General features: G+C 42.2%; 27 protein-coding genes. 11 read left to right on the forward strand and 16 right to left on the reverse strand.

Annotated elements, in window-relative coordinates; genetic code table 11:
• Positions 1 to 185 precede the first annotated feature (185 nt).
• The gene (locus C0V70_RS06595; RefSeq protein ID WP_102243078.1) at positions 186 to 446 is read right to left on the reverse strand and encodes a hypothetical protein; all 261 of its coding nucleotides are present in this window, start codon (positions 444 to 446) and stop codon (positions 186 to 188) included.
• An 84-nt stretch (positions 447 to 530) separates the two neighbouring features.
• Here C0V70_RS06595 and C0V70_RS06600 point away from each other — a divergent pair, with 84 nt between their 5' ends.
• The gene (locus tag C0V70_RS06600) at positions 531 to 1073 is read left to right on the forward strand and encodes a DUF1415 domain-containing protein (RefSeq protein WP_102243079.1); all 543 of its coding nucleotides are present in this window, start codon (positions 531 to 533) and stop codon (positions 1071 to 1073) included.
• Here C0V70_RS06600 and C0V70_RS06605 read toward each other — a convergent pair.
• The 5 genes from C0V70_RS06605 to C0V70_RS06625 all read right to left on the reverse strand — a co-directional run bounded on the left by C0V70_RS06605 (position 1062) and on the right by C0V70_RS06625 (position 6489).
• The gene (locus tag C0V70_RS06605) at positions 1062 to 1640 is read right to left on the reverse strand and encodes a hypothetical protein (RefSeq protein ID WP_102243080.1); all 579 of its coding nucleotides are present in this window, start codon (positions 1638 to 1640) and stop codon (positions 1062 to 1064) included. The genes C0V70_RS06600 and C0V70_RS06605 overlap by 12 nt on opposite strands.
• A gap of 30 nt (positions 1641 to 1670) precedes the next feature.
• Positions 1671 to 3605, reverse strand: a complete 1935-nt coding sequence (locus tag C0V70_RS06610; RefSeq protein ID WP_102243081.1) for a phospholipase D-like domain-containing protein — start codon at positions 3603 to 3605, stop codon at positions 1671 to 1673.
• Between the two features lie 125 nt (positions 3606 to 3730).
• Positions 3731 to 4078 carry a nuclear transport factor 2 family protein gene (locus tag C0V70_RS06615; RefSeq protein ID WP_208107810.1) on the reverse strand — a complete coding sequence of 116 codons (348 nt, stop codon included), beginning with the start codon at positions 4076 to 4078 and terminating at the stop codon, positions 3731 to 3733.
• 45 nt (positions 4079 to 4123) lie between these two features.
• Complete coding sequence (locus tag C0V70_RS06620; RefSeq protein ID WP_102243082.1) at positions 4124 to 5752, reverse strand: CRTAC1 family protein; 1629 nt, start codon at positions 5750 to 5752, stop codon at positions 4124 to 4126.
• A gap of 8 nt (positions 5753 to 5760) precedes the next feature.
• Positions 5761 to 6489 carry an SDR family NAD(P)-dependent oxidoreductase gene (locus C0V70_RS06625; protein WP_102243083.1) on the reverse strand — a complete coding sequence of 243 codons (729 nt, stop codon included), beginning with the start codon at positions 6487 to 6489 and terminating at the stop codon, positions 5761 to 5763.
• A 137-nt stretch (positions 6490 to 6626) separates the two neighbouring features.
• On the opposite strand from C0V70_RS06625, the gene C0V70_RS06630 reads away from it, so the two are divergent.
• Positions 6627 to 7166, forward strand: coding sequence for a riboflavin biosynthesis intermediates N-glycosidase (locus C0V70_RS06630; protein ID WP_102243084.1), 540 nt, complete (start codon positions 6627 to 6629; stop codon positions 7164 to 7166).
• Here C0V70_RS06630 and C0V70_RS06635 read toward each other — a convergent pair whose 3' ends face one another.
• From C0V70_RS06635 to C0V70_RS06660, 6 genes are all read right to left on the reverse strand, one after another.
• Positions 7167 to 9113, reverse strand: coding sequence for an ABC transporter permease (locus C0V70_RS06635; protein ID WP_102243085.1), 1947 nt, complete (start codon positions 9111 to 9113; stop codon positions 7167 to 7169).
• Between the two features lies 1 nt (position 9114).
• On the reverse strand, positions 9115 to 10083 hold the full coding sequence (locus C0V70_RS06640) for an efflux RND transporter periplasmic adaptor subunit (RefSeq protein ID WP_208107811.1): 969 nt from the start codon (positions 10081 to 10083) through the stop codon (positions 9115 to 9117).
• Entirely contained in the window at positions 10080 to 11339 is a 1260-nt protein-coding gene (locus C0V70_RS06645) for a TolC family protein (protein WP_133566754.1), read from the reverse strand. Before C0V70_RS06645 ends, C0V70_RS06640 begins: the two co-directional genes overlap by 4 nt.
• A 90-nt stretch (positions 11340 to 11429) precedes the next feature.
• Positions 11430 to 12998, reverse strand: coding sequence for a DHA2 family efflux MFS transporter permease subunit (locus C0V70_RS06650; RefSeq protein WP_102243088.1), 1569 nt, complete (start codon positions 12996 to 12998; stop codon positions 11430 to 11432).
• A gap of 8 nt (positions 12999 to 13006) precedes the next feature.
• The gene (locus tag C0V70_RS06655) at positions 13007 to 13858 is read right to left on the reverse strand and encodes an HlyD family secretion protein (RefSeq protein ID WP_102243089.1); all 852 of its coding nucleotides are present in this window, start codon (positions 13856 to 13858) and stop codon (positions 13007 to 13009) included.
• Between the two features lie 20 nt (positions 13859 to 13878).
• Positions 13879 to 15195 carry a TolC family protein gene (locus C0V70_RS06660; protein WP_208107812.1) on the reverse strand — a complete coding sequence of 439 codons (1317 nt, stop codon included), beginning with the start codon at positions 15193 to 15195 and terminating at the stop codon, positions 13879 to 13881.
• Between the two features lie 71 nt (positions 15196 to 15266).
• Between C0V70_RS06660 and C0V70_RS06665 the strand changes: the two genes are divergently transcribed.
• Positions 15267 to 15776: a MarR family winged helix-turn-helix transcriptional regulator gene (locus C0V70_RS06665; protein WP_102243090.1), complete on the forward strand. Its 510-nt coding sequence runs from the start codon at positions 15267 to 15269 to the stop codon at positions 15774 to 15776.
• Between the two features lie 41 nt (positions 15777 to 15817).
• Positions 15818 to 16714, forward strand: coding sequence for a monofunctional biosynthetic peptidoglycan transglycosylase (mtgA, locus tag C0V70_RS06670; RefSeq protein ID WP_102243091.1), 897 nt, complete (start codon positions 15818 to 15820; stop codon positions 16712 to 16714).
• A 4-nt stretch (positions 16715 to 16718) separates the two neighbouring features.
• Here the strand turns inward: mtgA and C0V70_RS06675 are convergent, their stop codons facing one another.
• Positions 16719 to 18026 carry a S8 family peptidase gene (locus C0V70_RS06675; RefSeq protein ID WP_102243092.1) on the reverse strand — a complete coding sequence of 436 codons (1308 nt, stop codon included), beginning with the start codon at positions 18024 to 18026 and terminating at the stop codon, positions 16719 to 16721.
• Positions 18027 to 18229: 203 nt separating this feature from the next.
• Here C0V70_RS06675 and C0V70_RS06680 point away from each other — a divergent pair, with 203 nt between their 5' ends.
• The gene (locus C0V70_RS06680) at positions 18230 to 19792 is read left to right on the forward strand and encodes a HAMP domain-containing methyl-accepting chemotaxis protein (protein WP_102243093.1); all 1563 of its coding nucleotides are present in this window, start codon (positions 18230 to 18232) and stop codon (positions 19790 to 19792) included.
• A 33-nt stretch (positions 19793 to 19825) separates the two neighbouring features.
• On the opposite strand, the gene C0V70_RS06685 is transcribed toward C0V70_RS06680, so the two are convergent.
• Entirely contained in the window at positions 19826 to 20314 is a 489-nt protein-coding gene (locus C0V70_RS06685) for a hypothetical protein (RefSeq protein WP_102243094.1), read from the reverse strand.
• 181 nt (positions 20315 to 20495) lie between these two features.
• Between C0V70_RS06685 and C0V70_RS06690 the strand changes: the two genes are divergently transcribed.
• Positions 20496 to 20858: a thioredoxin family protein gene (locus C0V70_RS06690; RefSeq protein ID WP_102243095.1), complete on the forward strand. Its 363-nt coding sequence runs from the start codon at positions 20496 to 20498 to the stop codon at positions 20856 to 20858.
• Between the two features lie 167 nt (positions 20859 to 21025).
• Entirely contained in the window at positions 21026 to 22609 is a 1584-nt protein-coding gene (locus C0V70_RS06695; RefSeq protein ID WP_102243096.1) for a HAMP domain-containing methyl-accepting chemotaxis protein, read from the forward strand.
• Between the two features lie 80 nt (positions 22610 to 22689).
• Here C0V70_RS06695 and C0V70_RS06700 read toward each other — a convergent pair whose 3' ends face one another.
• Positions 22690 to 22992, reverse strand: coding sequence for a hypothetical protein (locus C0V70_RS06700; RefSeq protein ID WP_102243097.1), 303 nt, complete (start codon positions 22990 to 22992; stop codon positions 22690 to 22692).
• A gap of 65 nt (positions 22993 to 23057) precedes the next feature.
• A complete protein-coding gene (locus tag C0V70_RS06705) occupies positions 23058 to 23360 on the reverse strand; it encodes a hypothetical protein (RefSeq protein ID WP_102243098.1) in 303 nt (100 codons plus the stop codon).
• A gap of 116 nt (positions 23361 to 23476) precedes the next feature.
• Between C0V70_RS06705 and C0V70_RS06710 the strand changes: the two genes are divergently transcribed.
• The 4 genes from C0V70_RS06710 (at position 23477) to C0V70_RS06725 (ending at position 26854) form a co-directional block, all read left to right on the forward strand.
• Positions 23477 to 24433 (forward strand): hypothetical protein, encoded by a 957-nt coding sequence (locus tag C0V70_RS06710; protein WP_102243099.1) that lies wholly within the window; start codon positions 23477 to 23479, stop codon positions 24431 to 24433.
• A gap of 132 nt (positions 24434 to 24565) precedes the next feature.
• A complete protein-coding gene (locus C0V70_RS06715; protein WP_320410367.1) occupies positions 24566 to 25075 on the forward strand; it encodes an NADH-quinone oxidoreductase subunit B in 510 nt (169 codons plus the stop codon).
• Positions 25068 to 25691, forward strand: a complete 624-nt coding sequence (locus C0V70_RS06720) for an NADH-quinone oxidoreductase subunit C (RefSeq protein WP_208107813.1) — start codon at positions 25068 to 25070, stop codon at positions 25689 to 25691. The genes C0V70_RS06715 and C0V70_RS06720 overlap by 8 nt, the downstream gene beginning before the upstream one ends.
• A complete protein-coding gene (locus C0V70_RS06725; protein ID WP_166637354.1) occupies positions 25691 to 26854 on the forward strand; it encodes an NADH-quinone oxidoreductase subunit D in 1164 nt (387 codons plus the stop codon). The genes C0V70_RS06720 and C0V70_RS06725 overlap by 1 nt, the downstream gene beginning before the upstream one ends.

A 26854-nucleotide genomic window follows, 5' to 3' on the forward strand; every position in this document is an offset into this window, starting at 1 on the left:
CTTCATTTTAAAATTAATCACATTCAGACGTTTAATAAAAATAACAAAAGAGCAAACATCGTGAATGCTTGTTTCATATGACAGGAGAGCAAGTGAAATGCCAGAATCAACGTGTCGGAATCACGTCTAAAGATGTGCGCAATAATAATGGAGTTAGGGAATTTTGTCTGCTTTAGGTGAGTATTTTAGAAGCCTAAAATATCAACGTAAGTTACACCTTTTGCTAAAGAAGAAGATGTTCTTGCACGCTGACCTTTGATTTGAATTTTGCCATTGTTAAAAAGCTCTTTAAGCGCTCCGCGAGAAATGTTCTTTAAAGACATGTTCTCATCTTGGTCGCGAAGGGCCTGAAGAAGAACGTTATCCATGCGCGATTCACGGTAAGCTAAACTTAGTGTTACACGGTGAGATTTTGCTGGTTGTGGAGGTACGATTGCTTCTGTCATAGTCTTTTCCTTCTGCTTTTTGGGCACTTTGCCATAGGAATATGCACTTTGTCGACCCCTCAGGGCCATGATAGTATTATTTCCATGGAAAACACCCTAACCCTAACAAACTATTGGCTTCGCACCATCGTCATTGGACTCGATTTATGCCCTTTTGCCCGCATTCCCTATGAACGCGGACAAATTAGAGTGGTGGAATGCCAGGACTCGACGGAAGAAGGGCAGGTGGGGTTTTTCTTGGAAGAGCTGGAGTACTTACACCAGACTGAAAGCTCAGAGGTTTCTACCACATTAATTGCTTATCCAAATGCTTCAAGCGACTTTAGAGTCTTTAATGATTTTGTTGGTGACTTGGAATACATGTTGGAAGAAGCAGAACTCTCTGATGTGTTTCAATTAGTCGCTTTTCATCCCGAGTTTGTTTTTGAAGAAACAGACTTTGATCACGTCGGCAATTATGTTAATCGTTCACCGGTTCCAGTTCTGCATATTTTAAGAAGTGAAGACATTGCCCGTGCGCTTAAAAATCCTAAAGATGGAGAGATCATTTCATTTAATAATGATCGCAAGCTGCATGAAATGGACAAGGCAAAACTGGATGAGCTTTTTTATTTCTTAAAAAAGTAAGAGCGTCATCTCACTGGTCTGACTTTTTAAATCCAACTGCTTTTTCATTCCCAATTCTTCGTAAAGCTTAATTCTTTTTTCCAGTTGAACTCTAGCGCTAAAAAGGGGATTGATCTTCCAGGTTTCTTTAAACCATTTTTTTAATTCAATCAGAATCGTTTTTTCAAGATCCGATGAATCTTCAACAATCCAGCAATCAATGCGGGCATGATGAGTTGAGAGTACTGAGCGCTCGGTCTCTGTGGTGTGGTAGTACTCGGGAGTTTTTGTAAGGGGGTTCACATACACACTTCCATAACAAATTTCTTTATCTGGAGAGTAGAGCATATACCCGTAGGCCGTGTGATCGATATTGTCCTGAACGTGCTGGCCTAAATCTTCGTGGTTTTGTTTTAAAGTGAAATCATCTTCCGGCCAGCTCGACTGACTCCAGTTGCGCAGGAGTTCCTTGTTGGCCATGACAGCTTCAAAGTCAGAGGCGCTAAAAAACTGATTGGTCGGAAAGAGGCAGAAGCGCTTAGTGGTTAATGTTTGCGGGGGCTGAAATGATTTTTTAAAAATGTCCATGTAAATATATTACATGGACATTTCAAAAGATTAAAGTCGTTTTGGTGGAAGAGGTTTTTCGTCTTTTGATTTGACCCAAAGGCGAGTGTCGAATTCGTGATTGAACATCTCAGCGGCCTTCACGTCTGTTTCCAGATTCTGGATAGAGATCAGGTTTTCATCATTGTAGTCATTTCCACCGGAGCTCCAGTTTTGTGATCCTACGATAATCTGTTCTGCGTGCATACTTCCATCGGCGCGCTTTCTTGTGAGCGTTCCTGCTTTATAATGGTTTTTTCCTGTCCATGTGCTCACACGGTAGCTGATTTTCCCCGGCGTCACATCACTTCCCACTTTTCCAATATAGGGGTTGGGCATATTTACGTTTAAGATCGCATCTCTAATCCATGAGGTAAGACCGTGACCTAAGCGTCTGTCAAAAGCGATGCGAACGTTGGCCCCTTTGGCGGCAGCGTATTGCATAGCTCTTACGATTTCATAACCAGTTCCACCAAACATTGAGATTCTGATTTCATCTCCTTCTTTAGCTGAAAGAAGCATGGGCAGAATCACTCTGTGTTCAGCGTCGTCTGTTGGAGCAAAGTGAACGCGTACTTTTGTTCCGTCATTAAAAGTGAAGAGGCGTTTACTCACCGGGTATTTTGAACGATGGAATCTTCCAGCGACTGAAGGCTCATTTTCACCTGGATTAGTCACAAGTTTACTTTTCACCGCCAGGCCTTTGTCGAATTCAAACATCAAGTTGAATTGATCTAAGAAAGCTTCAGCGATTGAGTTATTTCTAATGTAAACAGACATATTGGCATTGGCCTCAAGACCCATGCAGTTTTTAGAAATGTTAGCGGTTCCTGTCCAAACTGATTTATTACCTTCGTTATTTTCTAAAACAGCAAACTTGTTGTGCATGATTTTTGGAAATGACCACTCCACACGGGCGCGGGCCTCTTCTTCGCTGGTGATTCCCGCATTCATTTCGCGCAGGAAGTGAGGAGTGCCGTCGTATTGGAAAGTCACACGCATAGACTCTGGAGTTTCTGGGTTTTTTGATTGGCCAAAGATGTATTTGTCGGCGTATTCCGGGCGATTGACATAACTAAAGACCCACGGGACTTGGCTTCTTTCGACACCCATAACATCGACAACGGCACGAACCTTTGTTTCAGATTTCGCGCGCTCAAGGATTGATTGGTACACACCACTCATACTTCCTTCGATGTCATCGATTCCATACATCGCCAGCGATAAACTCTTATCAGCATCGGCCTTGATTTTTTCAGCGAAACGATCGGCCACTCCAGCGCGTGGGCTTTTGTCCCAGGCTTCAGTGAAGTAAACATCCATATCCAGAGACTCACCGGCGTGAACAGGGGAGCTCAGGTCTGATTTCTCGATACGGAAATCGGCCGTCGGTTTAAAAGTAGGAGTTTTTTCCAAACATTCCCAATCAATCATGCTTGAGCAATCAAGAAACTGAGTCGAAGCGATGAAGAGTCTTAGTACCGCTCTTAGGTTGGAAGGAGTTTTATCTTCTTCTTCCCCACCAGTGTCGTTGTCATCAGAAGCTTGCTGTTGTTGTGTTTGTGGTAAATCAAAAAGTTTATCTTTTGCTTTGTCTTTGTCGGCGATTTTTTTGTTCGTTGAAGGTGTCTCTTCTCCTTCTAACACTTCAGCTTCGGCCTTCTTTAAATCTCTAGTCGTTAATCCTAAGAAAAGAAGATAGTCACGCAGCTTAGTTGCGGCCGCTGTTAGCTCCTCATCAGACTTTCCTTTGGTGCGGTTTTTAAGTGCTTTTTTAATTTCACTTAGGAGTTCTCCATCATCACTGGTCAATTTAGGAAGAACCTGCACGAGGGGAGGTGCATCGAGTGTTGAAGCTGTTTTTCTTAGCGGAGCATTTGCACACGCGGAAAGAAAAATCAGCGTCGCCAGAAGAAGAGAGGTTTTAGGTCTTAGCATTTTTTTCATCAGAACTCCGTTTGATACTAATCATATCTAAACAAAATTCTAACGGATTCTTAAAGGCAGATGTAGCGGGCAGGATGGGCCAGTCTGACAAGATGATGCCCGACTAAAACGGTCTCTATCTTCTCTTAGCGGGCAAACCACACATGGCTGATGAGATTATCGGTGAAGCCATAGATGGCCACAACGTGCGAAGGAGTAGGTCCTCCACCAGTTACCCATTCTTCATCGAGGACAGAATCATTTAAGACCACGCGGCTTCTTAATTCGCAGTGAAGCGCTGGATTTTCTTCGAATCTCTTTTTATACATCTCCTTAAAAGTCTCGATGTTGTCACAGGTTTTTTCGTTTTGAGCGAGCCTGAAAACCTGGACTTTTGGGTGGTAAAAAGTGACAAATTTCTCAATATCGCGTTGGTTGTAGGCGTCCAGTTGCCCCTGGGCAAGTTCGATCATTCTTTCTTTAGTGATGCTCATGCTTATCTCTTAAAATTGTTCTAGTTATTTAAAATAAAATTTTTTTTATTTCTGTTCCGTCACGACCCAAGTCTTATCCATCGTCACTCCGGTGACATTCAGGACTTTTTTAGAGTTCCATCTGACTTGAACTGATTTGATAACCTTAGAATTCCCTAGACCAAAATGCAGAGTCGGGTCATTTTGCTGGCTCAATGTTCCTGTGACTCCTTCAAATTGTCTAAGAAACACACCTTTATCTGTCGTGATTCTTACTTGAGTTCCTACCGGGTTTTTTCCAGAAGCGATTCCAATCAGTCTGATTTTGACATAGTGATTGTTAGGGTTGGTATAGATATTCTGGAAGACTTGAAGTTTTTGATCGCTCTCAGGAGTCTCTCTTCCCGAAATAATTAAATCCATGCGGCCATCGTTGTTGAAGTCTGCCCAGATCCCACCATAGCTGTCATAAACACGAATAGGCTCTTTATCTCCGACATCTTTAAACTTGAAGTTACCTAAGTTTTTAAAGAGTAGAGAGTAAGAGTAGTTTAACTTATAAACTTGAGACACATAGGTATCAATGAGTCCATCATTGTCAAAGTCAGCGGCCGTGATTTGCGACCACAGCTCATCACCTTTATAAGCACTGTAATCACCAATTGGCTTCATTGGAATGCCAGATTGTTTTCTCACATCAGTAAACTTATAGTCAGGAGCTCCTGAGTTCTTATAGATTTTGGAATCATCGCAAATGTAGCCGCGGTAATCGTATCCTCCGCTGTTGGTCGTTCCTACAAATTTATGAACCAGGTTTGCTGCCCATAAATCGAAGTTTCCATCATTGTTGAAATCGGCCCAGACCGATCCAATCGTGTGCCCATATTGAGGGCCAAAAGATTTCTTCAAGTGGGCATCATAAAAAGTTTTTGAATCAAAATCACCTTGGACTTTGTATTTGGGAGCCGTTTCGACATAAGTGTTGCCGGCCTTTTTAAAGAGAAAGTTTTGTTTTAAGCGGTAGTTAGAAAAGTAGACCTCATTGACTGAGTCGTTGTCGAAATCCGCCCATTGCATCCCGCGCACGTAGGCCGGGTATTTATCCAGGTTAAAGCGAGAAGGGTCTTCTTTGAATGTTCTGCCGGCGATATTCAAGTAGAATTTAGCAGGAAGAAAAGAAAAGGTGTTATTTTCGTGGTTTTCCGACTGGCCGACAAGAAGATCGGCAAAGCCGTCACCGTTAACGTCGGCAAAAGAAAGAGTAAAAGCTTTTTCAGGAAGTCTCAGCCCATACTGCTGACTCATATTCATGAAGATTTTATTTTTCTGAATGAAAACCATTCCCTTTGTAGTGATGATGTCGAGCTGGCCGTCGTTGTTGATATCAATGAAAACCGGATATCCTGATAGCTTATCCAGACCGGCCTTGACCGTGACGTCCTCAAAGACAATGTCCTTGCCGGAAATATTTCTGAAAAGATGGTCTTTAGCTATGATGTCCACGCGGCCATCATTGTCATAGTCTCCGGCAATGATAGAAGAAGAGGCCAGATCACTTGGGATGCCTGATTCATCGGTGACGTCTTCAAAATAAAGTCCGCGCTTATTGTCTGAAGAAATCTCGCGTTTTGTTTTTACATGTTGTTTTGGTGAACAAGCGGCAAGAACTAGCATAAGAATTAAGTATTTTTTCATAAAAAACCTTATAGTAAATCTTTGATGTCATAATGGGTTTTATCAATGGCCTTTGGGTCTTTAAGGACTTCCAGAAGCGCCATCGCTACCTTATCGGCAGAAAGGAGCAAATTCTTTTCTTTTAATTGCTTAAAATCATCCAGTCTGCTGAAGGTTTTAGACTTCTGTTTTCTTATAGTTGCCTGCATATTGGTGTCCATAACCCCCGGGCTAAAGTCTAAAAAACGCAAATTGTTTGTTTTTTTGTAATCATCGGCCAGGCAGTCAGTAAACATGCGAAGGCCTGCCTTTCCCGAACAATAAAGGGACCAGGCCGGAATTGTTCTCACGGCGGCCCCGGAGCTGATATTTGTAAAAGTCTGAAAACATTTTTTCTTTTTAAAAGTCTTAAGCACTAGCGACGTTAAATACATCGGGGCTACGACATTAACTTGCATATGAGTATCAATTTGTTCCAAAGAAAAATGCTCTGCACTTTCAATCGGGCCTATAATCGCAGCGTTGTTGATTAAGTGAATCGCCTTCACTTTTTTCATGTCGATTTTTTTTAGAGCTGTGAGAAATTTTTTATCGAGGCCTTTTATTTTTGTGAGATCGTGTTTGATGTTGATAAAGCTGGGCATTTTAAAAGCACTTTCACGGGAAAGAGAAATCACAAAGTGTCCCGCTTTTAGGGCCTCTTCGGCCAGTGAAAAACCCAGGCCTCGGGTCGTTCCGGTAATGATAAATAACTGCATATTTTCTTCCTTATTTTTAACTTTTTTAGTGTAACAAGGAATGAGCACAACCAAAAGATTGAAATCGTGTGTAGACACAAAGTGTTGGAGATTTTTTAGCGCTTGCCCATGAGGAAGTTTGTTGGAATAATTTTGCCATGAAATTTTTAATTATTTTAAGCGCTTTATTTATTAGTTGCTCATCTGTTTTTGCAGGGGCCCCTCATTACGACAATTATCCACCAACTCCGGCCACGCCATACACTGAAGAGATTCTGGATTTCTATTCAGTGAAAGATGCTTACGGAGAGTTCTCAAACTTCGCTTTATTTCCCATTGTTGTTGATGGTGTGGACTGGCCAACAAGCGAGCACTATTACCAGGCCCACAAATACACTGATCCTGAATTAATGGAAAAAGTTAGACGAGCAAAAACGCCGATGGAAGCAGCTCTTATGGGCCGCGATCCAAAAATTCCAAAAAGAGAAGACTGGGATACCTATAAAGATATCGCTATGGAAGTAGCGGTGAGAGCAAAATTTTACCAGTACGAAAGCTTAAGAACTCTTTTAAAGTCGACAGGGACAACATTCATGTATGAACATACAAAAAATGATTGTTACTGGGGTGACTGTGGCGATCGCACAGGAAAAAATAAACTTGGGCTTCTTCTTATGAAACTTCGAGAAGAAATTTAATTATTCGTATCTCAAAGCTTCAATAGGATGCAGTTTAGAAGCTTTATGGGCCGGATAAATCCCAAAAACAATCCCGATAATCACAGAGAAGCCAAACGCAAGCAGAATTGAGTCCCATGAGACTGAAGCATTCCAGCCGATGATCACTGAGAATGTGAAGGTGATGGCCCATCCTAAAACAATTCCCATAAATCCGCCGAGGAAACTCACCAGGACAGACTCAGTTAAAAACTGCATAAGGATATCTGAGCGCATGGCCCCGACGGCTTTTCTTAAACCGATTTCTTTTGTTCTTTCTGTGACTGAGACGAGCATGATGTTCATGATCCCGATACCACCAACGACCAAAGAAATGGCAGCAATTGTTGCTAGAAGTGTAGAGATTGTTTTGCTGCTTTGGCTGATGGCATTTTGTAGCTCGGCCATGTTGAAAATTTGAAAAGCATCATCAGAAGATGAAAGAGGGACGCGGTAGCGTTTAATCATCGCGGCCTTCACACTTTCTTCAACATCATCAATATCGTTTTTGTTTCGAACCTGGATATCGATAGAGTCGACATAGTTTTTCCCAAACAAACGGTACATTCCCGTTTGCACCGGGATTAAGATTCTATCGTCCTGGTCCTGAGGGCCAGAAGCTCCTTTTTCAGGAAGAAGACCGATAACAGAAAAGTTAATGCGATTAATTTTAATCATCGACCCGATGGGGTTTTTATCACCGAAGAGTTCGCGGGCCACTGTGCGACCGATAACGGCCACGAGTGCTCTTTGCTGTCCTTCATCATCGGAGAAGAATCTTCCGTAGTCTGGAGTTGAAGTTCTCATGCGCGCATAGCTTGGAGTCACTCCGGCAACAGATGTGTTCCAGTTCTTATTTAAATAAGTGACTTGTCCGCGTCCTGAAACGTTGGGAGAAACATCGGCAATGGCCGGGATTTCATTTTTTAAAGCGAAAGCATCATCCATGGTAATGCGGATTCTGGTTCCAGACTCCTGCATAACTCCACCGACACGAATGTTTCCTGCGCGAAGAACCAGGAGGTTTGAGCCCATAGAAGAAAGTTGGTCTTCAATCGATTTCTGCGCTCCAGATCCCAAGGCGAGCATCGCCACAACCGCAGCAACCCCGATTAAAATACCAAGCATGGAAAGAATAGAGCGGACCTTGTTGGCGGTAAGAGTTCTATAACCCTGGTGAAAGTGTTCCAGGATTTCCTTCCAAGAGAATTGATTGCCATAAGTTTTAGCAGGCAATTGATCTTTTGGAGGTTGATACGGTTTAAAGCGCTCATCAGACTGAATCACACCATCGCGCATGCGGATAAGCCTGTTGGCCTCGTGTCCGATTTCATCTTCGTGAGTAACGATAATGACAGTGATACCTTGATTGTTGAGATCTTTTAAAATCGCAAGAATCTCTTTTTCACTTTTTGAGTCCAGGTTTCCTGTTGGCTCATCGGCAAAAATAATTCTGGGCTCGTTTATCAGGGAGCGGGCGATAGCAATTCTTTGTTGCTGCCCACCTGAGACTTCATTGGTTTTATGGTGAAGGCGATCGGCAAGACCTACCTTTCCTAAAAGTTTTTGGGATTTATTAAAATCAAATTTTCCTTCGGAATAAATAAGAGGAAGGGCCACGTTTTGCCAGGCCTCAAGCCTTGGCAAGAGATTAAATTGCTGGAAAATAAAACCGATCTCTCCGCGTCTGATAACCGCAAGTTCATCTTCACTCAACGTTGCGACTTCTTTATCTCCTAGAAGATAAGAGCCACTTGAAGGAATATCCAGAAGCCCCAGGATATTCATCAGTGTCGATTTACCAGAACCAGACGGGCCCATGATCGCTACGAAATCGCCGCGTTCAATTTTTAAGCTAATGCCTTTTAGAACATCAACTTTGGTATCGCCCATTTGAAAGGATTTGGTAATATTTTTTATTTCAATCATACTATCTTGGTCCGCCACTACTGCGTTTGCCGCCTTTTGGGAATTTAGGACTAAATGGATTGCTTGAATTTTGAGCGCCGTCGCCAATAGAGTAGTCCTGAATCAGGATCACGTCATTTTCAACGAGACCTTCCAGGACTTCAGTTCTTTTTCCATCTGTCAGTCCTGTAGAGATGACAGTCTCTGTCGGCGGAGCTTTTTCATTTTTTTTCATAACTAATGTTTTTCCGTCTACAACTTTCATGGCCTCACTTGGAATTAAGAGAGTGCCCGTTTTTTCTTTTACAGAGAACGTCACGTTAGCTGTCATCCCACTGCGCATGAAATCCGGTGTTTCTTCTGGACGGACATCAATAGTGTAAGTTGTTACGTTGTTTGTTGTTGTGGCATCGAAGGCCAGTTGGTCAACGCGCGCTTTAATCGGAGACTTTGGATAAGCGTCCAGAACAATCATAGCACTGCTATTGAGTTTGATTTGAGCAATGTCAGTCTCATCAACATTGGCCTTTACCGTCAGGTGATCAGACATCGTAAAGATTGCATCAGTATTAGTGAAAGTCTGTCCCGGTTCAACACTTTTTAAAATGATTGTTCCGGCAATGGGTGCAAGAACCGGAGTAGGGAGGTAGAGCTCCGACCACTTTTTAAATTCTTCTTCACCTTTTGAACGGGCAGCATCGAGCATGGCCGCTCTTTCTGTCGAACTCATCCAGGCGATGATTTGTCCCTTTCTGACCTTTGATCCTTCTTTGATGAGAACTTCATCAATTCTTCCGGCCACAGGAGCTTTAATTTCCAGGCGGTTTTTAGGTTGAACAGTACCGGTCGCTAAAATTGTGACAGCGATGTCACCTTTTTCAACGGAGTATTCGCTGTAAGTAATTGCTGGCTTTTGGTTTTTCTTATATGAGTAAAAACTAATTCCGCCTAAAACGATAATGACTGCGCCAATAATAAGAGATTTTTTCACGGAATCACTCCAGTGCCTTGAGCTTGTTCCCAAGCTGCCGATGCTTGCAGGCGGTTTCTAATTTGTAGTGTGTAGTCTTTTTGTTTTGTGATGAGATCGTTTTCAATTAAATCCCAGTCATCAAAATTCGAAAGACCATTGTTGTATTTGCTGCGGGAAATATCTGCTCTGACTTTTGCTGCTTCTAAAAAAGCGGAGCTGACTTTTACTGTTTGATTGGCTTCTTTAAAAGAAGTATAACTTTGGGAGAGCACTCTTCTTAATTCCATGTTCTGGTTTTCAAGTCTTTTTTCAGCGGCCTTTACCTGATAGCTTGCGCTGTAAGTAGAATAAAAATCTTTTCCACCATCAAAAAGTGACCATGATAGGGTTGCACCCGCGGCCCATCTTCTATTGTCATCTGGAAAAAAGCTATCGCCAGTTTTTCCAACTGAAGCACTGACGTTTAAGTCAGGATAAAAACCTGATTTACTGGAATCAAGAGTGGCACTTGCCGAAGCTAGAGTGGCCTTGAATTTTTTAGCAGTGGGAGTGGATTCAATCAGTGCATCGTAATTTGGAAGGGCCGGATCATCCACCGCAGGAGTTGTCGTGATCTCAACGGGCTCATTTTCTGGAAGATTTAAAACTCTTCTTAAGTAGATTAAGCTGGTCGCCATGGCATTTTCAGCTTTAAAGAGATCGAGCTTTGCTTGTTCAAGGTAGGCCTTGGATAAAAGTACCGATCCTTTATTTTCTCTTCCGTTTTCAAAACGCAGCTCAACCATCCTTAAGTTGTCTTCTCGGCGCTTTTTAATATCGCGTGAAAGACTCAATGAATCTTTAGCATAAAAGTAATTGGCCACCGCATTTTTTAAATCGAAGCTAATTTGTGATTTTGTTTCCTGAAGATTGGCCTCTTCTATTTGGATCTTACTGTCGGCAATTTTTAAGCTGGCAGAATCCTGAAATCCATTAAAAAGATTTTGAGTCAAATTCAATGAGCCGCTATATGCATCTGTTGTGCTCGAGGCACCTGATTTGGTTTCACTATTGGCCTTCTCGTAAGAAAGACTCGCTGAAACTTTCGGGAAAAAAGCAGAACGTGTGCTTTTTTTATCAGCTTGTGAAGCTTTTAGGGCCTCATAAGATGCTTGTACTTCCAGGTTGCTCTTAACCGCAAGAGCAATTGAGTCTTCAAAAGTTAATTTTTGTTCAGCAAAAAGAGCAGAAGAAAACGAGAGAGTGAGAACCAAGAGATGAGATTTTCTAACCATAAGCTTTTCCACAATGTTTCCATAATTGGTCGCTATACTACAACTAAGTAGTATAGCGAATTGGTGAAAAATTGCAAATGAACTTTAGGTCTAGTGCGAGTCGACAACACCGGTTGGCTTAACTCTTAACTTTAAGAAGTACCAAGGAATGTACGACAGTGAGAAGACAATTAAGATGATCCACATCAACTGATTAAAACTCATCATAAAGACCTGTCCGTCAAGACGGTGTTTTATTGACGTCAATGCAGCTTTATCTTCTTTAATCATTCCAACACCACTCGACATTTTTTTCGTCATGCTCGATGTGCCTTGATAATAGACCTGTTGAGTTGTCGGATTTAAAAGTGAAACTTTTGAAGCTAAGTCGACGTAGTTCTGGTGGCTTCTCATAGTCAGAAGTGTCCCAACCATAGCGATCCCGATACTTCCTCCGATCTGTCTTGAAAGGTTCAGGAGTCCTGAAACTTGCCCCATCGCATGTCCCTTAAACTGACTCAGGATACCAGAGTTGATTGGAACAAACAGGAAAGCAAGAGCAAACCCACGCACATAAAGAGCGTGTAGAATGTCTTCTTTCGATGAAAGAGGAGATAAGTGAGTCAGAAGCAGCATACAGACAACAAGTCCTGTAAGACCTACGAAAATAAGTTTCTTAACACTCACACCACCAACCATCATACGCCCAATGAGCGGCATGAGGGCCATGGTCACCAGCGAGCCTGGAATAAAGAGCTCTCCGGTTTGAGTGGCCGTGTATCTAAAGACGTTGCTGACGAAAACCGGAAGAACGAAAAGCACTCCATAGAGATAAAATCCCAGAAGCCCCATTAGCATTGTTCCGTTGACAACAATTTGCTCTTTTAATAAACGCACGTTGATGATCGGATTTTTAACTCTTAATTCCCACCATACGAAAGTAGGAAGAGAGATAAGAGAAGTGATCACACATGTTGTAATGAGCTTAGAAGAAAACCAGTCATCTGCTTCACCACGCTCAAGAGCGTATTGAAGACATCCAATTCCGGCAACTAGAAGGATAAGTCCCAGGGCATCGAAGCCTGATTCTTTTTTGTGTCCTTCTTCGTGTTTGACGTCGTAGATACAAGCAGCACCTACCATCAGCGCCAGAAGCCCTAGCGGAAGGTTGATGTTGAAGATTGATCTCCATCCAAGTGTATCAGTTAAGTACCCGCCCAGAACCGGTCCCAAGGCAGGACCAACCATGACGCTCATCCCGAAGATCGCACCAGCAATACCGGCCTTTTCTTTTGGGAACTGTTCATAAATAAGCGTCTGCGAAGTCGGAAGCAAAGCTCCTCCGGCAAGACCTTGAAGGATTCTGAAGATAATCAGGAACTCAAGATTGGGTGCAAGTCCACATGCCACAGATGTAATTGTGAATAGGCCAATACAACCCAGGTAATAGTTTCTTCGTCCGAATCTTTCTCCCAGCCATGCTGAAAGAGGAAGAACGACGGCGTTAGCGATAGCGTAACCGGTAATAACCATACTGATATCTTCCAGCGTGGCACCCAGGTTACCCATCATCGTAGGTAAAGCGACGTTTACAATTGAGGTATCAATGATCTCCAGAAGAGATGCAAGGACGGCAACAAATATGATAAGCGGAGCTTTAGAGTTTTCTGTCGTCTCCATATATATACCTAGTGTTTGTGTACTTTAATAAATGCTGAAAGCCCTGTTCTTAATTTCTCAATGTCTTCTGCTGAAACGTTTTCAATCTTAATCTTCACCGGAATTCTCTGAACAACTTTTGTGAAGTTACCAGTAGCATTGTCTGGTGGAAGAAGAGTGAATGTGGCTCCAGTTGCACTTGAAATACTTTCAACCTTTCCTTCAAAAGACTTCCCTGAGATCGCATCGACATCGATTTCAACTTTTGCATCTAAGCGAATCCCTTCAACTTCAGTTTCTTTGAAGTTCGCGATGATCCATCTTTCTCCTGAATCAACAAATCCTAGTAGGGGAACGCCCGGAGCAGCAAGCTGTCCAACTTCCACTGATTTTTTAGCGATGAACCCATCAGTTGGAGCGACGATTTTAGTATTTGAAAGGTTTAGTTCAGCTTGAGAAACTTGAGAGGCGATAGCATCGTATTTAGCTTTAACGTCATTGTACTGAGCAGAAGCTGTGTCGAATTGTTGTTGAGAAACAGCACCTTTAGAAAGCAAGTCTACTAAACGGCGGTAGTTTCTTTCAGCGTCTCTTCTTCTTGCTTCAACAGATGATAGTTCACCTTTAGCTTGTTTAAGGTTGTTCTCGTAATCGCGTGGGTCGATGTTGATAAGGACATCTCCTTTAGCTACTTTTTGTCCTTCAACGACGTTTACCGATGTAATGTAACCAGAAACTTTTGGTGCCAGCATTACGCTGTGGCCGAAGATCTGAGCGTTGTCAGTTGTTACGTAAGCGAAGTGTTCATATGTCAGGTAGCTGGCAACGATGACTACCACTGCTCCTACGATCGATAATATCTTTTTCTTTTTTGCGTCCATTGGTCACGTCCTTCTTTTAATTAAAATGTATGAATTTTTTGTCCGATTGCTGTTTGTAAATTGATGAGAGCTTCAATATATCCCAACTGAGCATTGACTGCGCCAGCTTGTGATTTATATAAGTCAGCCTCAGCATCAAGAAGATCAGTGTTTGTTCTTGCTCCAACTCTTTGTCCTTCACGGGCAAGGCGCACACTTTCTTTTGATTTGGCGATATCGTTTGTTCTCGCCTTATATAAAGAAGCATAGTAGTTGTACTTTCTCTTCCATACTTCCAGGTCTTTTTGTGCTTTTAGCTCAGTGATACGGTAAGTTTTTTCGGCCTGAACAAATTGCTCTGTCGTTTGCTTAGAACGGGCGAATGAAACACCGGCATCAAACAGGTTCCATGAAAGTTGTAATCCAACCTGGTAAGCAGAACGGTATTTGTCTGTATCTGTTAGAGAGTCATTCAGGTTATTGTAATATTGGTATTGACCAAAAGCTGCGATACGAGGCACCCAGAAGCTGTCTTGTGCTTTATCAGCGTAAGACAGAGCATTCACTCTTTCTTTCAGCGCCTGGATATCGTTTCTGTTGTGAATGTCAGCCGCTGTGATACTCTTCATCAGGTTTTCATCTAAAACCGGAAGTTCTCCAGTGACATCAACTGTCCCTGAGTCTTTACCTAAAATCTCAAGCAGGTTGTGTTCGCTGATAGCGATATTGTCATCTGCATTTAATAGATCTGATTCAGCATTTGAAACCTGAACTTCAACACGAAGAACATCGTAGTTTGTCGCCATACCACTTTGCTTAAAGAGCTTCACATCTTTTAAATGGTCTTGAAGAACTTTTAAGTTTTGAGCAGCAACATCTTTAAGGGTTTTGTTTGCCAGTGCCTTGTAATAGGCAAGTGTCACATCCATCTCTGTTTTAAAGTTATTCCACTTTTCTTCATTGGCAGCAGCATTGAAGCTTTCGCTTGCGGCCTGGTAGCGATTCACACTCGAGAAACCTTCAAACAGGGGATAGGTTCCAGTTAAAGTCAGTTGTGAATTCGGAACGATTTGCGGAACGATTGTATCTGTTGTCGCATTTCCTAATCTCACGTTTGTCAGCGCGTACTTCTTATCAAAAAGATAGTTAGCATTTGCAGACACAGTAGGAAGAAAGCCAGAATAGTTTTCAACTTTTTTCCATTTTGCTTCTAGAGTTGCACTCTTTGCTTTTTCTACAGAAGGAGAAGTGTTCAGGGCTTCGTTGATAGCGTCTTGTAATGTTAGGGCGTGAGTAGTGCCTGTAAGAAGCATCGCCGCGCCGTAAGTAAGGGCATGTAATCTTATATTTTTTTGCATAAAAACCTCGTCTAAGATGGTTTTACTCCTAAATCGTTTGCGAAGCAAACTATTTGTGGTAGAATCTATTCATGGGAAAAAAAGTAACGAAAACAAAAAAAATTGAGAACAAACTCTTTACCGCTCAAAGTTTTGAAACCACTGTTCATCCAGGGCTCAAGACTTTTTTTGGCTACAGTCTTTATAAGTCTGCCGTGCTCTATAAGGCCTTGATGGAAAAGAGAAACCATCTTTTTTATAATTTAGGGACGCCTGAATGCGCTGTTCTCTATGTACTAAGTACCGGTGTCGTAACTAATCAACTTACACTAGGTCAGGACCTGGGCATTGATAAAGCGACGATTGTTAAAATCATCGATAAACTAGAAAAGTTGACTTTTGTGAAGCGCGAAGTGGACCCTAATGACCGCAGGTCTAAGTTTGTTTCCCTGACCCCTAAGGGAAAAAGCATCCTGGACAAGGTGAGAAAAGTGAGAACGGAGCTGGAAGATGAAGTCCTTTCACACTTTCCAAAAGAGGATGAAAAAGAACTAAGAAGACTTATCCCAATGCTTCTTGAGGTCGTGGTTAACTTAAAATAATTCCTGCGCTTTTTTAGTTTAATGGTATCCTCATAATTACTATGAGAGATGAAATTCCTGAAACACCCCCGCGCCCTAAAAAGAAAGGGCCAATAAGACGACTGTTTATCTGGTCTATTCGCCTGGGCCTTTTCTTCTTTGCTCTGAGTATTTTTGTCGTTTTATTTTACCGTTTTGTTCCGGTGGCCTACACACCATTAATGTTCTGGCGCTCAACTGCATCCATTTTCACAGAAGAGAAGTTTGTTGGAATTGAAAAAAAGTGGGTGCCTATCACTCAGATTTCTAAATCAATGCAGCAGTCGGTGATCAAGGCCGAAGACTATAAGTTCTATCAGCACAACGGTTTTGACTTCGAGGCCATTGAAAAGGCCATGCAGTACAATAAGACTCATAAGAAGAAAAAAGGGGCGAGTACAATCTCGCAACAGACAGCTAAAAACGTTTTTCTTTGGCCTTCGCGTTCATGGCTAAGAAAAGGAATGGAAGCCTACTTCACCGTCTTGATTGAGTTCTTCTGGCCAAAAGAGCGCATTTTAGAAGTGTATCTGAATGTCATTGAATTAGGTAAAGGTGTCTATGGTGTTGAGGCCGCTGCTCAGAAGTTTTTTAAGAAGCCTGCCAGTAAACTCAACTCTTCTCAAGCAGCATTAATGGCAGCCGTTTTACCAAACCCGATCAGATTCAGAATCGATAAGCCCAGCCGTTATATCTCCAATCGCCAGCGCAAGATCATGGGAAGAAGAGCGCCTCCGTTAGTGGCCGCGACTCCAGTTGAACCAAAAGCTGAAATTAAACAATTGGAAACTCCTGAAGAAAAATCAAAAGAGTTTTTTTCTTTAAAGTTTGATGACGAAAGTGAAGCTGAAAAAGAAAAGGGAGCCGAAGCTCCCCAGACTGAATCTTCTAATCACTCAGAAGACAACAATAACGATTAAAAAATTATTTGATTGTTCTAGCTAGTTCCAGCGCCTTTAGAAGGTCGATGCGTCCACCTGCAACCATTTTATCTTTAAAGCGCTCTACCTTTGTGACCGAGTCCATTAACACTTGTTTAAGTTGAACCGGAGTAAGGTTAGGGTAGTGAGAAAGAACTTCAGCAGCTACACCTGCCGTTGTCGGGCTGGCCATCGATGTTCCTGACATAGACTCATATCTATTGCCTGGAGTTGTTGAGTAGATGCTTGAGCCTGGAGCTGCTACGTCTACACCAACTTTACCGTAGTTTGAGAAGTAGCTCATTCCACCGCTGTTAGATGTACTAGCAACGATGAGAAGGTTATCACTCTTGTGGCTTGCCGGGTAAGTTGGAGTTCTATCGATATCGCTAGAGTCGTTTCCGGCAGCAGCAATAACTAAAACGCCGTAGTTGTCCTGGATGTATTTAAGAGTTTCAGGAATCAGGTTTCCACCTTCGTTTGATCTCTTACCAAATGAACAGTTGATGATCTTTGCACCATTTTTAGCAGCGTAGATAAATGACTCAGCTACATCGACATCAGTTTCATCACTGTTGTTTGGAACAGTTCTGATCCCCATGATTTTTACGTTTGAAGCGATTCCCGCGATACCGATGCCATTGTTTTGTTTTGCACCGATTGTCCCAGAAACGTGAGTTCCATGAGAGTGAGTGTCTTTGTTGTTTCCAGTTGCGCGTCCTTGAGAGTCGCGAACAAGAGTGTTGATTCCGTAAACGTCATCAATGTATCCGTTGCCGTCGTCATCAATTCCGTTTCCTGGGATTTCGCCTTCGTTTTTCCAAAGAACATCTTTTAGGTCTTCGTGATTTGTATCAATCCCTGTGTCTACTACGGCAACAGTGATTGTCTCAGTCGCAGAAGTTCCGTGGATTTTGTAAGCAGCATTCACTGAAACACCATTTTGAGAAGCATCAGCAAATGACCAAACTTTTCCGACCTGTGGGTCGTTGAATTGAGGAGCATTCATTGATTTGTTTTCTTCTGGTGGTCTTGGTGCTGGCACCGGAGTTGGAAGTGGAGACTTCTCTGCGCGGTAGTTTCTTTCCGTGTATTCTACATTTGGGTGATTCTTAAGTTGTTTTTCTAAAACAGAAACATCGTTGTTTCTGATAACGTAAACATTTCCAAAAAGATTTTGGACTTTTGATTGTGAACCAAAATCAGGAAGAGTTTTTCCCGCTCTTACTTTTACCACTAGCTCAGTCGGCGTGACTGCAGCCTGAAGTGATGAAAGCGAGAGAACCAGAGTTGAGAGCAATAAAAATTTCATATTCCATCATCCTTGAAATTTAAGATTAGTCTTAAAGTGTAGTGTTCCTCTTTCTCAATACGCAAGCGTTTAAGGCAACTGTTTGACAAAGTAAGATATACAAATCATTCCAAAATTCTCGCGAAGTTTTTGTTTCCAGCAAATCTTAAGTTAACTCTTAATTATTTATGCCGAGAAAGGCATATATATTCATGGAGTAGGCAATGACAATTGGTGCGAAATTAAGACTCTTAATGGTTTTTTTAGTAATCACTCTCATTACGACGGCCGCTATTGCGTTTTGGACATCTAACCGGTTTGTCACTCAGGTGAACGATTTGGTCGATGTTCAACTTCCTGGTGTCAGTAACATGATTCTTGCCGACATGATGCACGATGGGATTAGGGCAAACGTATACCGAGCGATCCTCGTTGCGAAAACAGGAAGCGATGAAGAGAAAAAAGAGACGAGAGAAGAAGCAAAAGAGTTCGCCGAAAATATTAAAAATTATATCAATAATTTGGAAAAACTTAACATTCATCCCACTACCAGAGCGGCCATCGCCCCGGCCCTGCCTCGTATTGAAGAGTATGTAAAATCTGCTGGCGAAATCGTCGATATCGCTCTTAGTGGGGATGAAGAAAAAGCACGCGCTAATCTTTCTACCTTTAATGACAAATTTGAAGCGTTGGAAAAAGAATTGGGGACCCTGGGGGACCTGGTCAGAGCGGACTCGGCTCAGTCAGCGGCCGGTGCTGCCGCTATTAATTCTCAATCAATGTATTTAAATATTGTGTCTTTGGTGATTGGTATTATCCTTCTAATCTTTTTTGCAGCTGTCGTAAGAGATCAGCAAGGACAGTTAAAAAATATCATCGATAACCTGATTAAAGAATCTAACCGTATCAGCAGTACGGCAGACAACCTGACTCAGGCCGCTCAGAATCTTTCGGCCTCTACAGAGCAACAATCAAGTGCCTTCCAGGAGTCAGCCGCAGCTTTAGAAGAAATCACGGCTACCGTTAGTACAACAGAATCTAATTCAAGGCAGCTCGATAGCAATGCCCGCGTAAGTTTTGAATCAGCGAGCAATGGAAAAGAGACCATTGAAAAAATGCTGGCGGCAATGGGAGACATTAATAACAGCAATACGGCCATGATGAGGCAGATTGAAGATGGAAATAAACGCATCGGAGACATTATCCGCGTAATCGGTGACATCGAAGAGAAGACGAAAGTGATTAACGATATCGTCTTTCAGACTAAGCTTCTGTCTTTTAATGCTTCTGTCGAAGCGGCAAGAGCAGGTGAGCAAGGAAAGGGGTTTGCCGTAGTCGCTGAGGAGGTCGGGAACCTGGCCGAAATGAGTGGGAATGCGGCCAAGGAAATCTCAGACATGCTCTCAAACAGCGTGAGCACTGTTGAAGTGATCGTTAATGAAAACAGAACAAAAGTAGAGTCACTTGCCTATGACGGTAAAAACAAAGTTGAACAAGGGATTCAAATTGCAAATAAATGTGGAAGTGCATTGGAAGAAATCGTTTTCCAGGCCTCAAACATTAATACGCTTATCAGTGAAATCACCACTGCAGTTAAAGAGCAGTCAAAAGGAATTTCAGAAGTTTCAAAGGCCATGGGGCTCTTGGATCAATCGAGTTCGCAAAATTCAGTTATCTCCAAAGAGAATTTAGAATCTTCAAAAGAGTTGCAGGATCAGGTTCAGAAACTCGAGAGTGTCATTAAATCGCTTTCAGGGATGATGACCAGTAAAACAGCTCATTCGTAAAAATAAAAAAAAGGCCGGATAAACCGGCCTTTTTTATTCTTCTGTACAAGTAAATCTAATTGTCCCGCCAATGTGATCCCCCGCCTGGAAGATATAGTGAGCTTTAAACTCTTTGGCGTCTTTTAATTCAACGACAAACGATCCCCACATTCCACTTTCTTGTCCGTCAGTGTAGCGAGCATCAAAGTTTTTAAATTGAGCGTGTCCTTTGTATTTTAGTGGACGGTAGTTTGGGTTAGCTTTGACTTCATCAAACTCGAAGTAACCGCGATAGCTGTTTTCTTCGCTAAAGCTTGTATCATCAGCGTCTTCCCATTGGTTTTTTACGAAAACGAATCCATTGACGTTCTTCATTGAGCTTTGAGTTCCCTTTTTTTCAAACTCAAAAGTCACCAGGGCCAAAGCAGGTAGTTTGTCACCCCATTGAGTCCCGTGATCTGAAGAACACGTGACAAGTTCAGCACTTGCAGTGTTTGTCACAATCGCCAAGAAAAGGGTCGCGATTAAAGATATTGATTTCATATATAGCTCCGATAAAAATTATTTTGGTCTGATCTAAGTACGCCCTTTATTGCGCGTTGTGAAATCTCAAAATTAGATATTAACTATGCCCTGAAAACTTTAGATAACCAAAAGATTTACTCAACTATTCCTCCAGAAAATATGGAGTTATCCATAGTTCTGCTTCGGGCCCTAGTATGCGATGGGGTTTTATAATACTCTGCCAAATGAAATGAGAGCACAAAAGCTGAAGACATTTAGCGATTTTTTAAAACGAGCAGAGATTATCGAGCATGCTCTTTTGATCATTACTGAAGACGACAGTCCTGAGTGTGAGCGCGCTATCCTGGAGCTTCGCTCATTGAATTACGATATGCCTTTCTATGAATTGAACCTTTCAGATAACCCCAACCTCAAAGAAGAGATCTCTGCTTTTTACGACATCGAAAGTTTGCCTACCTTTATATATTTCCGCGGAAAAAAAATGGTCAGCAAAATAAAAGGCTACGATCAATCAAATAATTTTTCACGATTTCTTTCCACCGCTGTTCACTTAGACCATTAAATTTATAAATTGGTCTTGTTTGAAATAATTCGGCGAAGAATTTTTAAATAAAAATCCACTTACATTTATAAGAGAAGCTCAAGAGAATTTTACTTAAGTATTTCTCTACTTACTACGATTGTGTGTTTTAGAAAATCCACAATCTCTGTCGTAGGGGAGTTTTATTTATGTTTGAAAAAAGAAGTTTAAACTGGAAGATGCGTGCCGCTTTTACAGTCTCTGCCGTATCACTCGCAGTTGTTGGCTATTTTAGTTATCAAGGGCTCCAGCATGTGAATGAGAAGTATGAGCATGTTGCCAACATCAATCTTCCCAATGTTGTTTTATTGGAAGAGATGAAGGGAACGTCTGATAAAGTTATGAGTTTAATGATTCAAAGTGCGCTGGTTGGTAACAACGAAAAAGAAATGAAGCGCCTTGCGGGTCGTTTTGATGAAACACTAAAAGCTTACCATGAGCTGGATGATGAATACCGAAAAGTGGAATTTGTTCCGGGTGAACAAGAGCTTTATGAAAAAGTCGATAAAACATGGCAGAAGCTTGAATCAGATTTAAAGAAAGGAAGAGAGCTTGCTCAGATGCAAAAAGCTGAAGACAAGCACTTGTTCCAGGAATTTTATATGAGCGAATCTGTTAAAGGGACTCGCTTTGAATATTACAAAGTTCTAGGTGAGTTGGTTGAATTTCAAAAAGCAGAATCAAAAAAATGGGTAGCAAGCGCTAAAGAAAGCAGCGCTTTTGCAGAAAGAACGATTCTGACTCTGGGGATTATTGGATTTATCTTTTCAATTGCCACGGGATTTATATTCTCTCGAGCTATTTCTTCTACATTAAATAGAATTGCCGAGGTGCTTGCCGAAGGTGCAAGAGATATTGCTTCCACATCTTCTCAGGTTGCCGGATCGAGTGAGACGCTTTCATCAGCGGTTTCTCAACAGGCCGCTGCTGTTCAGGAAACTTCGGTTTCAGTTGAAGAGTTAACAGCAATGGTAAGAAAGAGTTCGGAAAACTGTTCGACATCGGCCAACGTGTCTTCACAAAGCCATGAGACTGTTATCCAGGGGAAACAGGCCGTAGAAGAAATGATCAGATCAGTTGATGACGTAAGTCGTGGTAACGAAGAAATCATGGCCTCAATCGAAGAAGGGAACCGTCGTATCGCAGAAATCACTTCGGTTATCAACGAAATTGCAGCTAAAACAAAAGTGATCAACGATATCGTATTCCAGACAAAACTTCTGTCTTTCAACGCTTCAGTTGAAGCGGCAAGGGCCGGTGAAAACGGAAAAGGTTTCGCGGTTGTAGCTGAAGAAGTGGGGAATCTGGCGCAGATGAGTGGTCGCTCAGCGAGCGAGATTTCAGCGATCGTTGATGAAAGTATCAGAAAGGTAGATTCAATCGTTGCTGAAAATAAAACGAACGTAGAAAAATTCGTTCAAAGTGCAAAATTAAAAGTGCAAAAGAGCCAGACTGTCGCTTCTAAGTGCGGCACTATGTTTGATCTGGTTGTAGAAAATACGACAAAAGTTAATGGCCTGATTGAAGAGATTGCAAGAGCTTCAAGTGAGCAGTCAAAGGGGATTGAGGAAATCACCAATGCGATGGGGCAGATTGATGTAGCGACGAATGAAAACTCGACTGTTACTCACTCTGTAGCAAAAGCGGCCAAAGACCTTTCAAGCCGCGCTGACGTTCTAAAAGAAATGTCATCAGAGCTTTACCAGACAGTTCACGGTAAACAGGCCGCTTAATAACGTTCAAAATAAAAAGGCCGCGGGATTAAAATCGACCGCGGCCTTTCTTATCTTCTTAGAATCTGAAAAATCAAAAATTACTTTAAAATAGATTCAGCTTCGTTTAGTAACATTTCAAGAGCGTCTGACTCAGAAGCACCTTCGTTGATAGCTTGTGCATCAGCAATTTTCTGAGAAAGGAAAGCAGAAAGTCTTCCTGATTGCATATACTCTTGAGCGTCGTTAAGCACGATGTTTGCTTGAGCTTTCTGGAATTCACCAGAAGTTGTCGCAGAAGAAAGAAGTGGTGAAGCTGAAGTTAGTACAGTTGAATCTGTAATTGAGTAAGCAAATACGTTAGCTGAAAGAGCTAGAGCGATTAAAGCGATTGTCTTTTTCATAAAATCTCCAAAAGTTTGGACGCAAGCCGTGTTGTGATTTCTCGCTGCGCCTGTGGTTTATAGTTTTAGTTTAAAATTGATTGAGCTTCGTTGATTAACATATCCAGTGCCTCTTCATCAGAAACACCTGCATTGACTGCTTTTGCATCATTGATTTTTTGTGAAAGAAAAACTGAAAGCTTTCCTGACTGAAAGAATTCCTGAGAGTCATTAATAACCATTGCCGCCTGTTTTTCAGGGAGAGTTCCCGAAGTTGTCGCTGAAGAAAGTAGCGGTGAAGCCGATGTCAGTACAGTTGAATCCGCAAGTGAGTAAGCAAATACGTTAGCAGAAAGTACTAATGAAAGTAGGGCAATCGTTGTTTTCATGCAGGGGCTCCAAAAAGTGTTATGGCGAAATCATACATGGCTGAGTAGCGTTCTCAAGTAATCTTGTAAATTTTACCTGTTCAGTTCTTCTGTGAGCCTTCCGATAAAGGCAGAACATGAAGAGATTACTTCCTATTCTTTTACTTGCCCTGACTTTTACCCTGACTGCCAACGCGCAGGCGGTGAAGATGCTGGATGCCGGTGAAGACATCAATTTCAATGAACCTTGGTATAAGAAAAACCGTTCTGATGAAGACAACTTTAAGCGCCTGGTAGAGGGGCTTAAGCGTGTTTCGACGGGAAAAAAAGTCATTGAAAAGGCCACGCAAAAAGCGGCCCAACAGGGATACACTCTTTTTGATGTAGTAGCGATTGGCGACGGGTCCCTGACGGACACGACCCTGATCCGCCGTTTTTCAGCTTCTAACCCGGCCCAGGTCATGTACGAGACCCGCTCTAAGGTCTACTTGAATAAGCACCTAAAGACCCTGGACGCTATGCTGGACTTCGCCCACGAACTGACCCATTACACGTATCGCGAGCCTTTTAACCCATACGATGCCCGCTTCCATTTAAAAGACTTCATTAAAAGCACGGTCGAAGGCCGTGGCGGTGAAGTAGACGCTTATATGGTTGAGTGCAAGGTTCTTCAGGAAATGCTTCCAGGGGAAGGTTTCTCGCGTTCAAACTGCCCTAAGGTTTATGACCAGAAAGTGGGAGCGATCTCAAAAGAACTTGGTATCCAGGAATTTTACAAAGTGGGTCATCATTTTGATGGTCTGAAAAAAGACCTGGAGAAGTTTGCGGTAAACGAAAAAGATATACCTCAAGCTTCTGGTAACGAAGCTTTGTTTATTTCATCGGCCTGGGGCCTTCCATACCCGGTTGCTGCGGTGAAAGAATACGTCAATATCATGGACCGCGTCTGCAAAAACGACCAAAACCGCATCACTCTTATGCAAGATAAGCTGGGAAGAGCACCTGCTAGTTCAGATACTCTGAAGGACACCCAGGATTTCCGTCTTATGTTCGAAGATTTCAAGAGTCGTTGTGACAGATTTGTCTCTAAATAGAATCTTCTCGCTAGCATCCCGTCAAAAAAAACCTGACTAAAATTCCCAAGCTTTGGGTCACTTTTCATTGACGACAACTCGTACGCTCTGTAAAATTTGTGCAATAATTGTAAAGATTTAATTGAATAAACTTTGTGCGTACAAAATAGGGAGCACGAGATGCAAGACAGCGTCGTTTTGATGAAAGTAGATGATTTCTTAAACTGGGGTCGCAAGAACTCTCTTTGGCCTATGACTTTTGGTCTCGCTTGTTGTGCGATCGAGATGATGGCAACTGGTGCTTCTAAATACGATCTAGAGCGCTTTGGTTGTGGAGCATTTATGGCCACTCCAAGACGCGCAGACCTTATGATCGTTGCTGGTACTGTAACTCTAAAAATGGCAACGAGAATTCAAACTCTATTCGAACAAATGCCAGAGCCAAGATATGTAATCTCAATGGGCTCTTGTGCAAATAAAGGTGGACCATACTGGCAACACGGCTATCACGTTCTTAAAGGCGTTGATGAAATCGTTCCAGTAGACGTTTACGTTCCTGGTTGTCCTCCGAGACCAGAAGCTCTTATTGAAGGTGTAATGACTCTTCAAAAGAAAATCGCAAACGAAAGAATCCTTCGTGATAAGTGGGTAAAACATGCATAACGAAATCGCATCTAAATTAAACGGCCAGGTCTCTGGATCAAATGCAGTAGCGAATATCGCGACTGTTGGTGATTCATCAGTCATGGTTGAAGCAGGAAAAATCCTGGAAGTGTGTAAAGCACTTAAGGCAGAAGGATTCAATGTTCTTCAAGCTGTGACGGGAACAGATTACGCAGACAGAATTGAACTAACTTACATTCTTGCTGACTTCACTAATAACCGTGAGCTTCTGTTAAAAACAAAACTTGGTCGTGGTGATGGTTCAGGAAATAATAAAGACACACTTCCAAAGATCGACTCTGTGGTAAGCGTGTGGAATGCAGCGAACTTCCAGGAGCGCGAAACTTACGACATGATCGGAGTGAACTTTGTTGGTCACCCGGATCTTCGCCGTATCCTTACGCCAGATGACTGGCAAGGGTATCCTTTAAGACGTGATTACGTTGTTCAGGAGAAATACTTAGACATGGTGGTAAACCCAGCTCACAAGATCAACTCAGCTGATCACATGTTTGGTAAAAAACTAAAAGAAGAAATTGGCGATCCAAAGAAAGTTTCAGCAAGTTGGAAATCTAACGATGCAGACGAATCTGAAGACGCAAAGGATGGTGAATAATGTCTGGTCAACACGCCCAAGAAGAAAAAATCCGTTTAGGCGATATGGAAGTTTTAAAGTCAGATCTTCTGACTCTGAATATGGGGCCTCAGCACCCTGCAACTCACGGTGTACTAAGAGTTGAAATTAAAACTGACTCGGAAATCGTTGTTGAAGCGACACCACACCTTGGTTACCTTCACCGTTGTTTCGAAAAACACGCTGAAAATTTAGACTACAGAGGGGTCATTCCTTTCGTTGACCGCATGGACTACCTTGCAGCTATGTCAATGGAATGGGGATACTGTCTTGCTGTAGAAAAAATGCTAGGGACTGAAGTTCCAAAAAGAGCGGAGTACATCCGTATCCTTATTGCTGAACTTCAAAGAATTGCTTCTCACCTTGTTTACTTCGGTACATACGGGATCGATATGGGAGCGTTTACGACTTTCCTATACTGTTTCCAGGACAGAGAAGAAATTCTAAGACTATTTGAAGAACTTTCTGGTGCACGTATGCTTTATAACTACGTGTGGATCGGAGGGGTTTGGAACGATATCAATGACGATCAACTTCGCCGTGTGAAAACTTTTGTTGACCGCTTCGAAGGCGAACTTAAAAAATACCACCAGCTTGTTGGGGAAAACAAAATCTTCATCGAAAGAACAGCTAACGTTGGTGTGTTAACAAAAGAGCAATGTTTCGACTACGGAGCAACTGGACCAGTTCTTCGTGGATCAGGTGTTGAGTGGGATTTAAGAAAGAACCGTCCATACGGTATGTACGAAAAATTTGACTTCAACGTTGTTACAGGTAAAGGGGAAAAAGGAACAGTAGGAGACTGCTGGGACCGTTACTATGTAAGAATTTTCGAAATGTTCGAGTCGATTAAGATCATCCGTCAGGTACTTGAAGGAATTGAAGAAGGGCCGGTAATGGGCAAAGTTTCAAAAATCATCAAGGTTCCAGCTGGTGAAATCTATATGAGAACTGAGTGTCCACGTGGAGAGTTAGGTTACCACTTAATCTCTGACGGAGGAAAAACTCCATACAGATTAAAAGTGAAGTCTTCGTGTTTCACTCACACGTCAATGCTTCCAATCATTGCCCCTGGGCAGATGGTTGCCGACCTTGTAGCGAGTATCGGAAGTATCGATATCGTTCTTGGGGAAGTTGACCGCTAG

It is taken from the genome of Bacteriovorax stolpii, from assembly GCF_002872415.1.
Classification (GTDB): Bacteria; Bdellovibrionota; Bacteriovoracia; order Bacteriovoracales; family Bacteriovoracaceae; genus Bacteriovorax; species Bacteriovorax stolpii.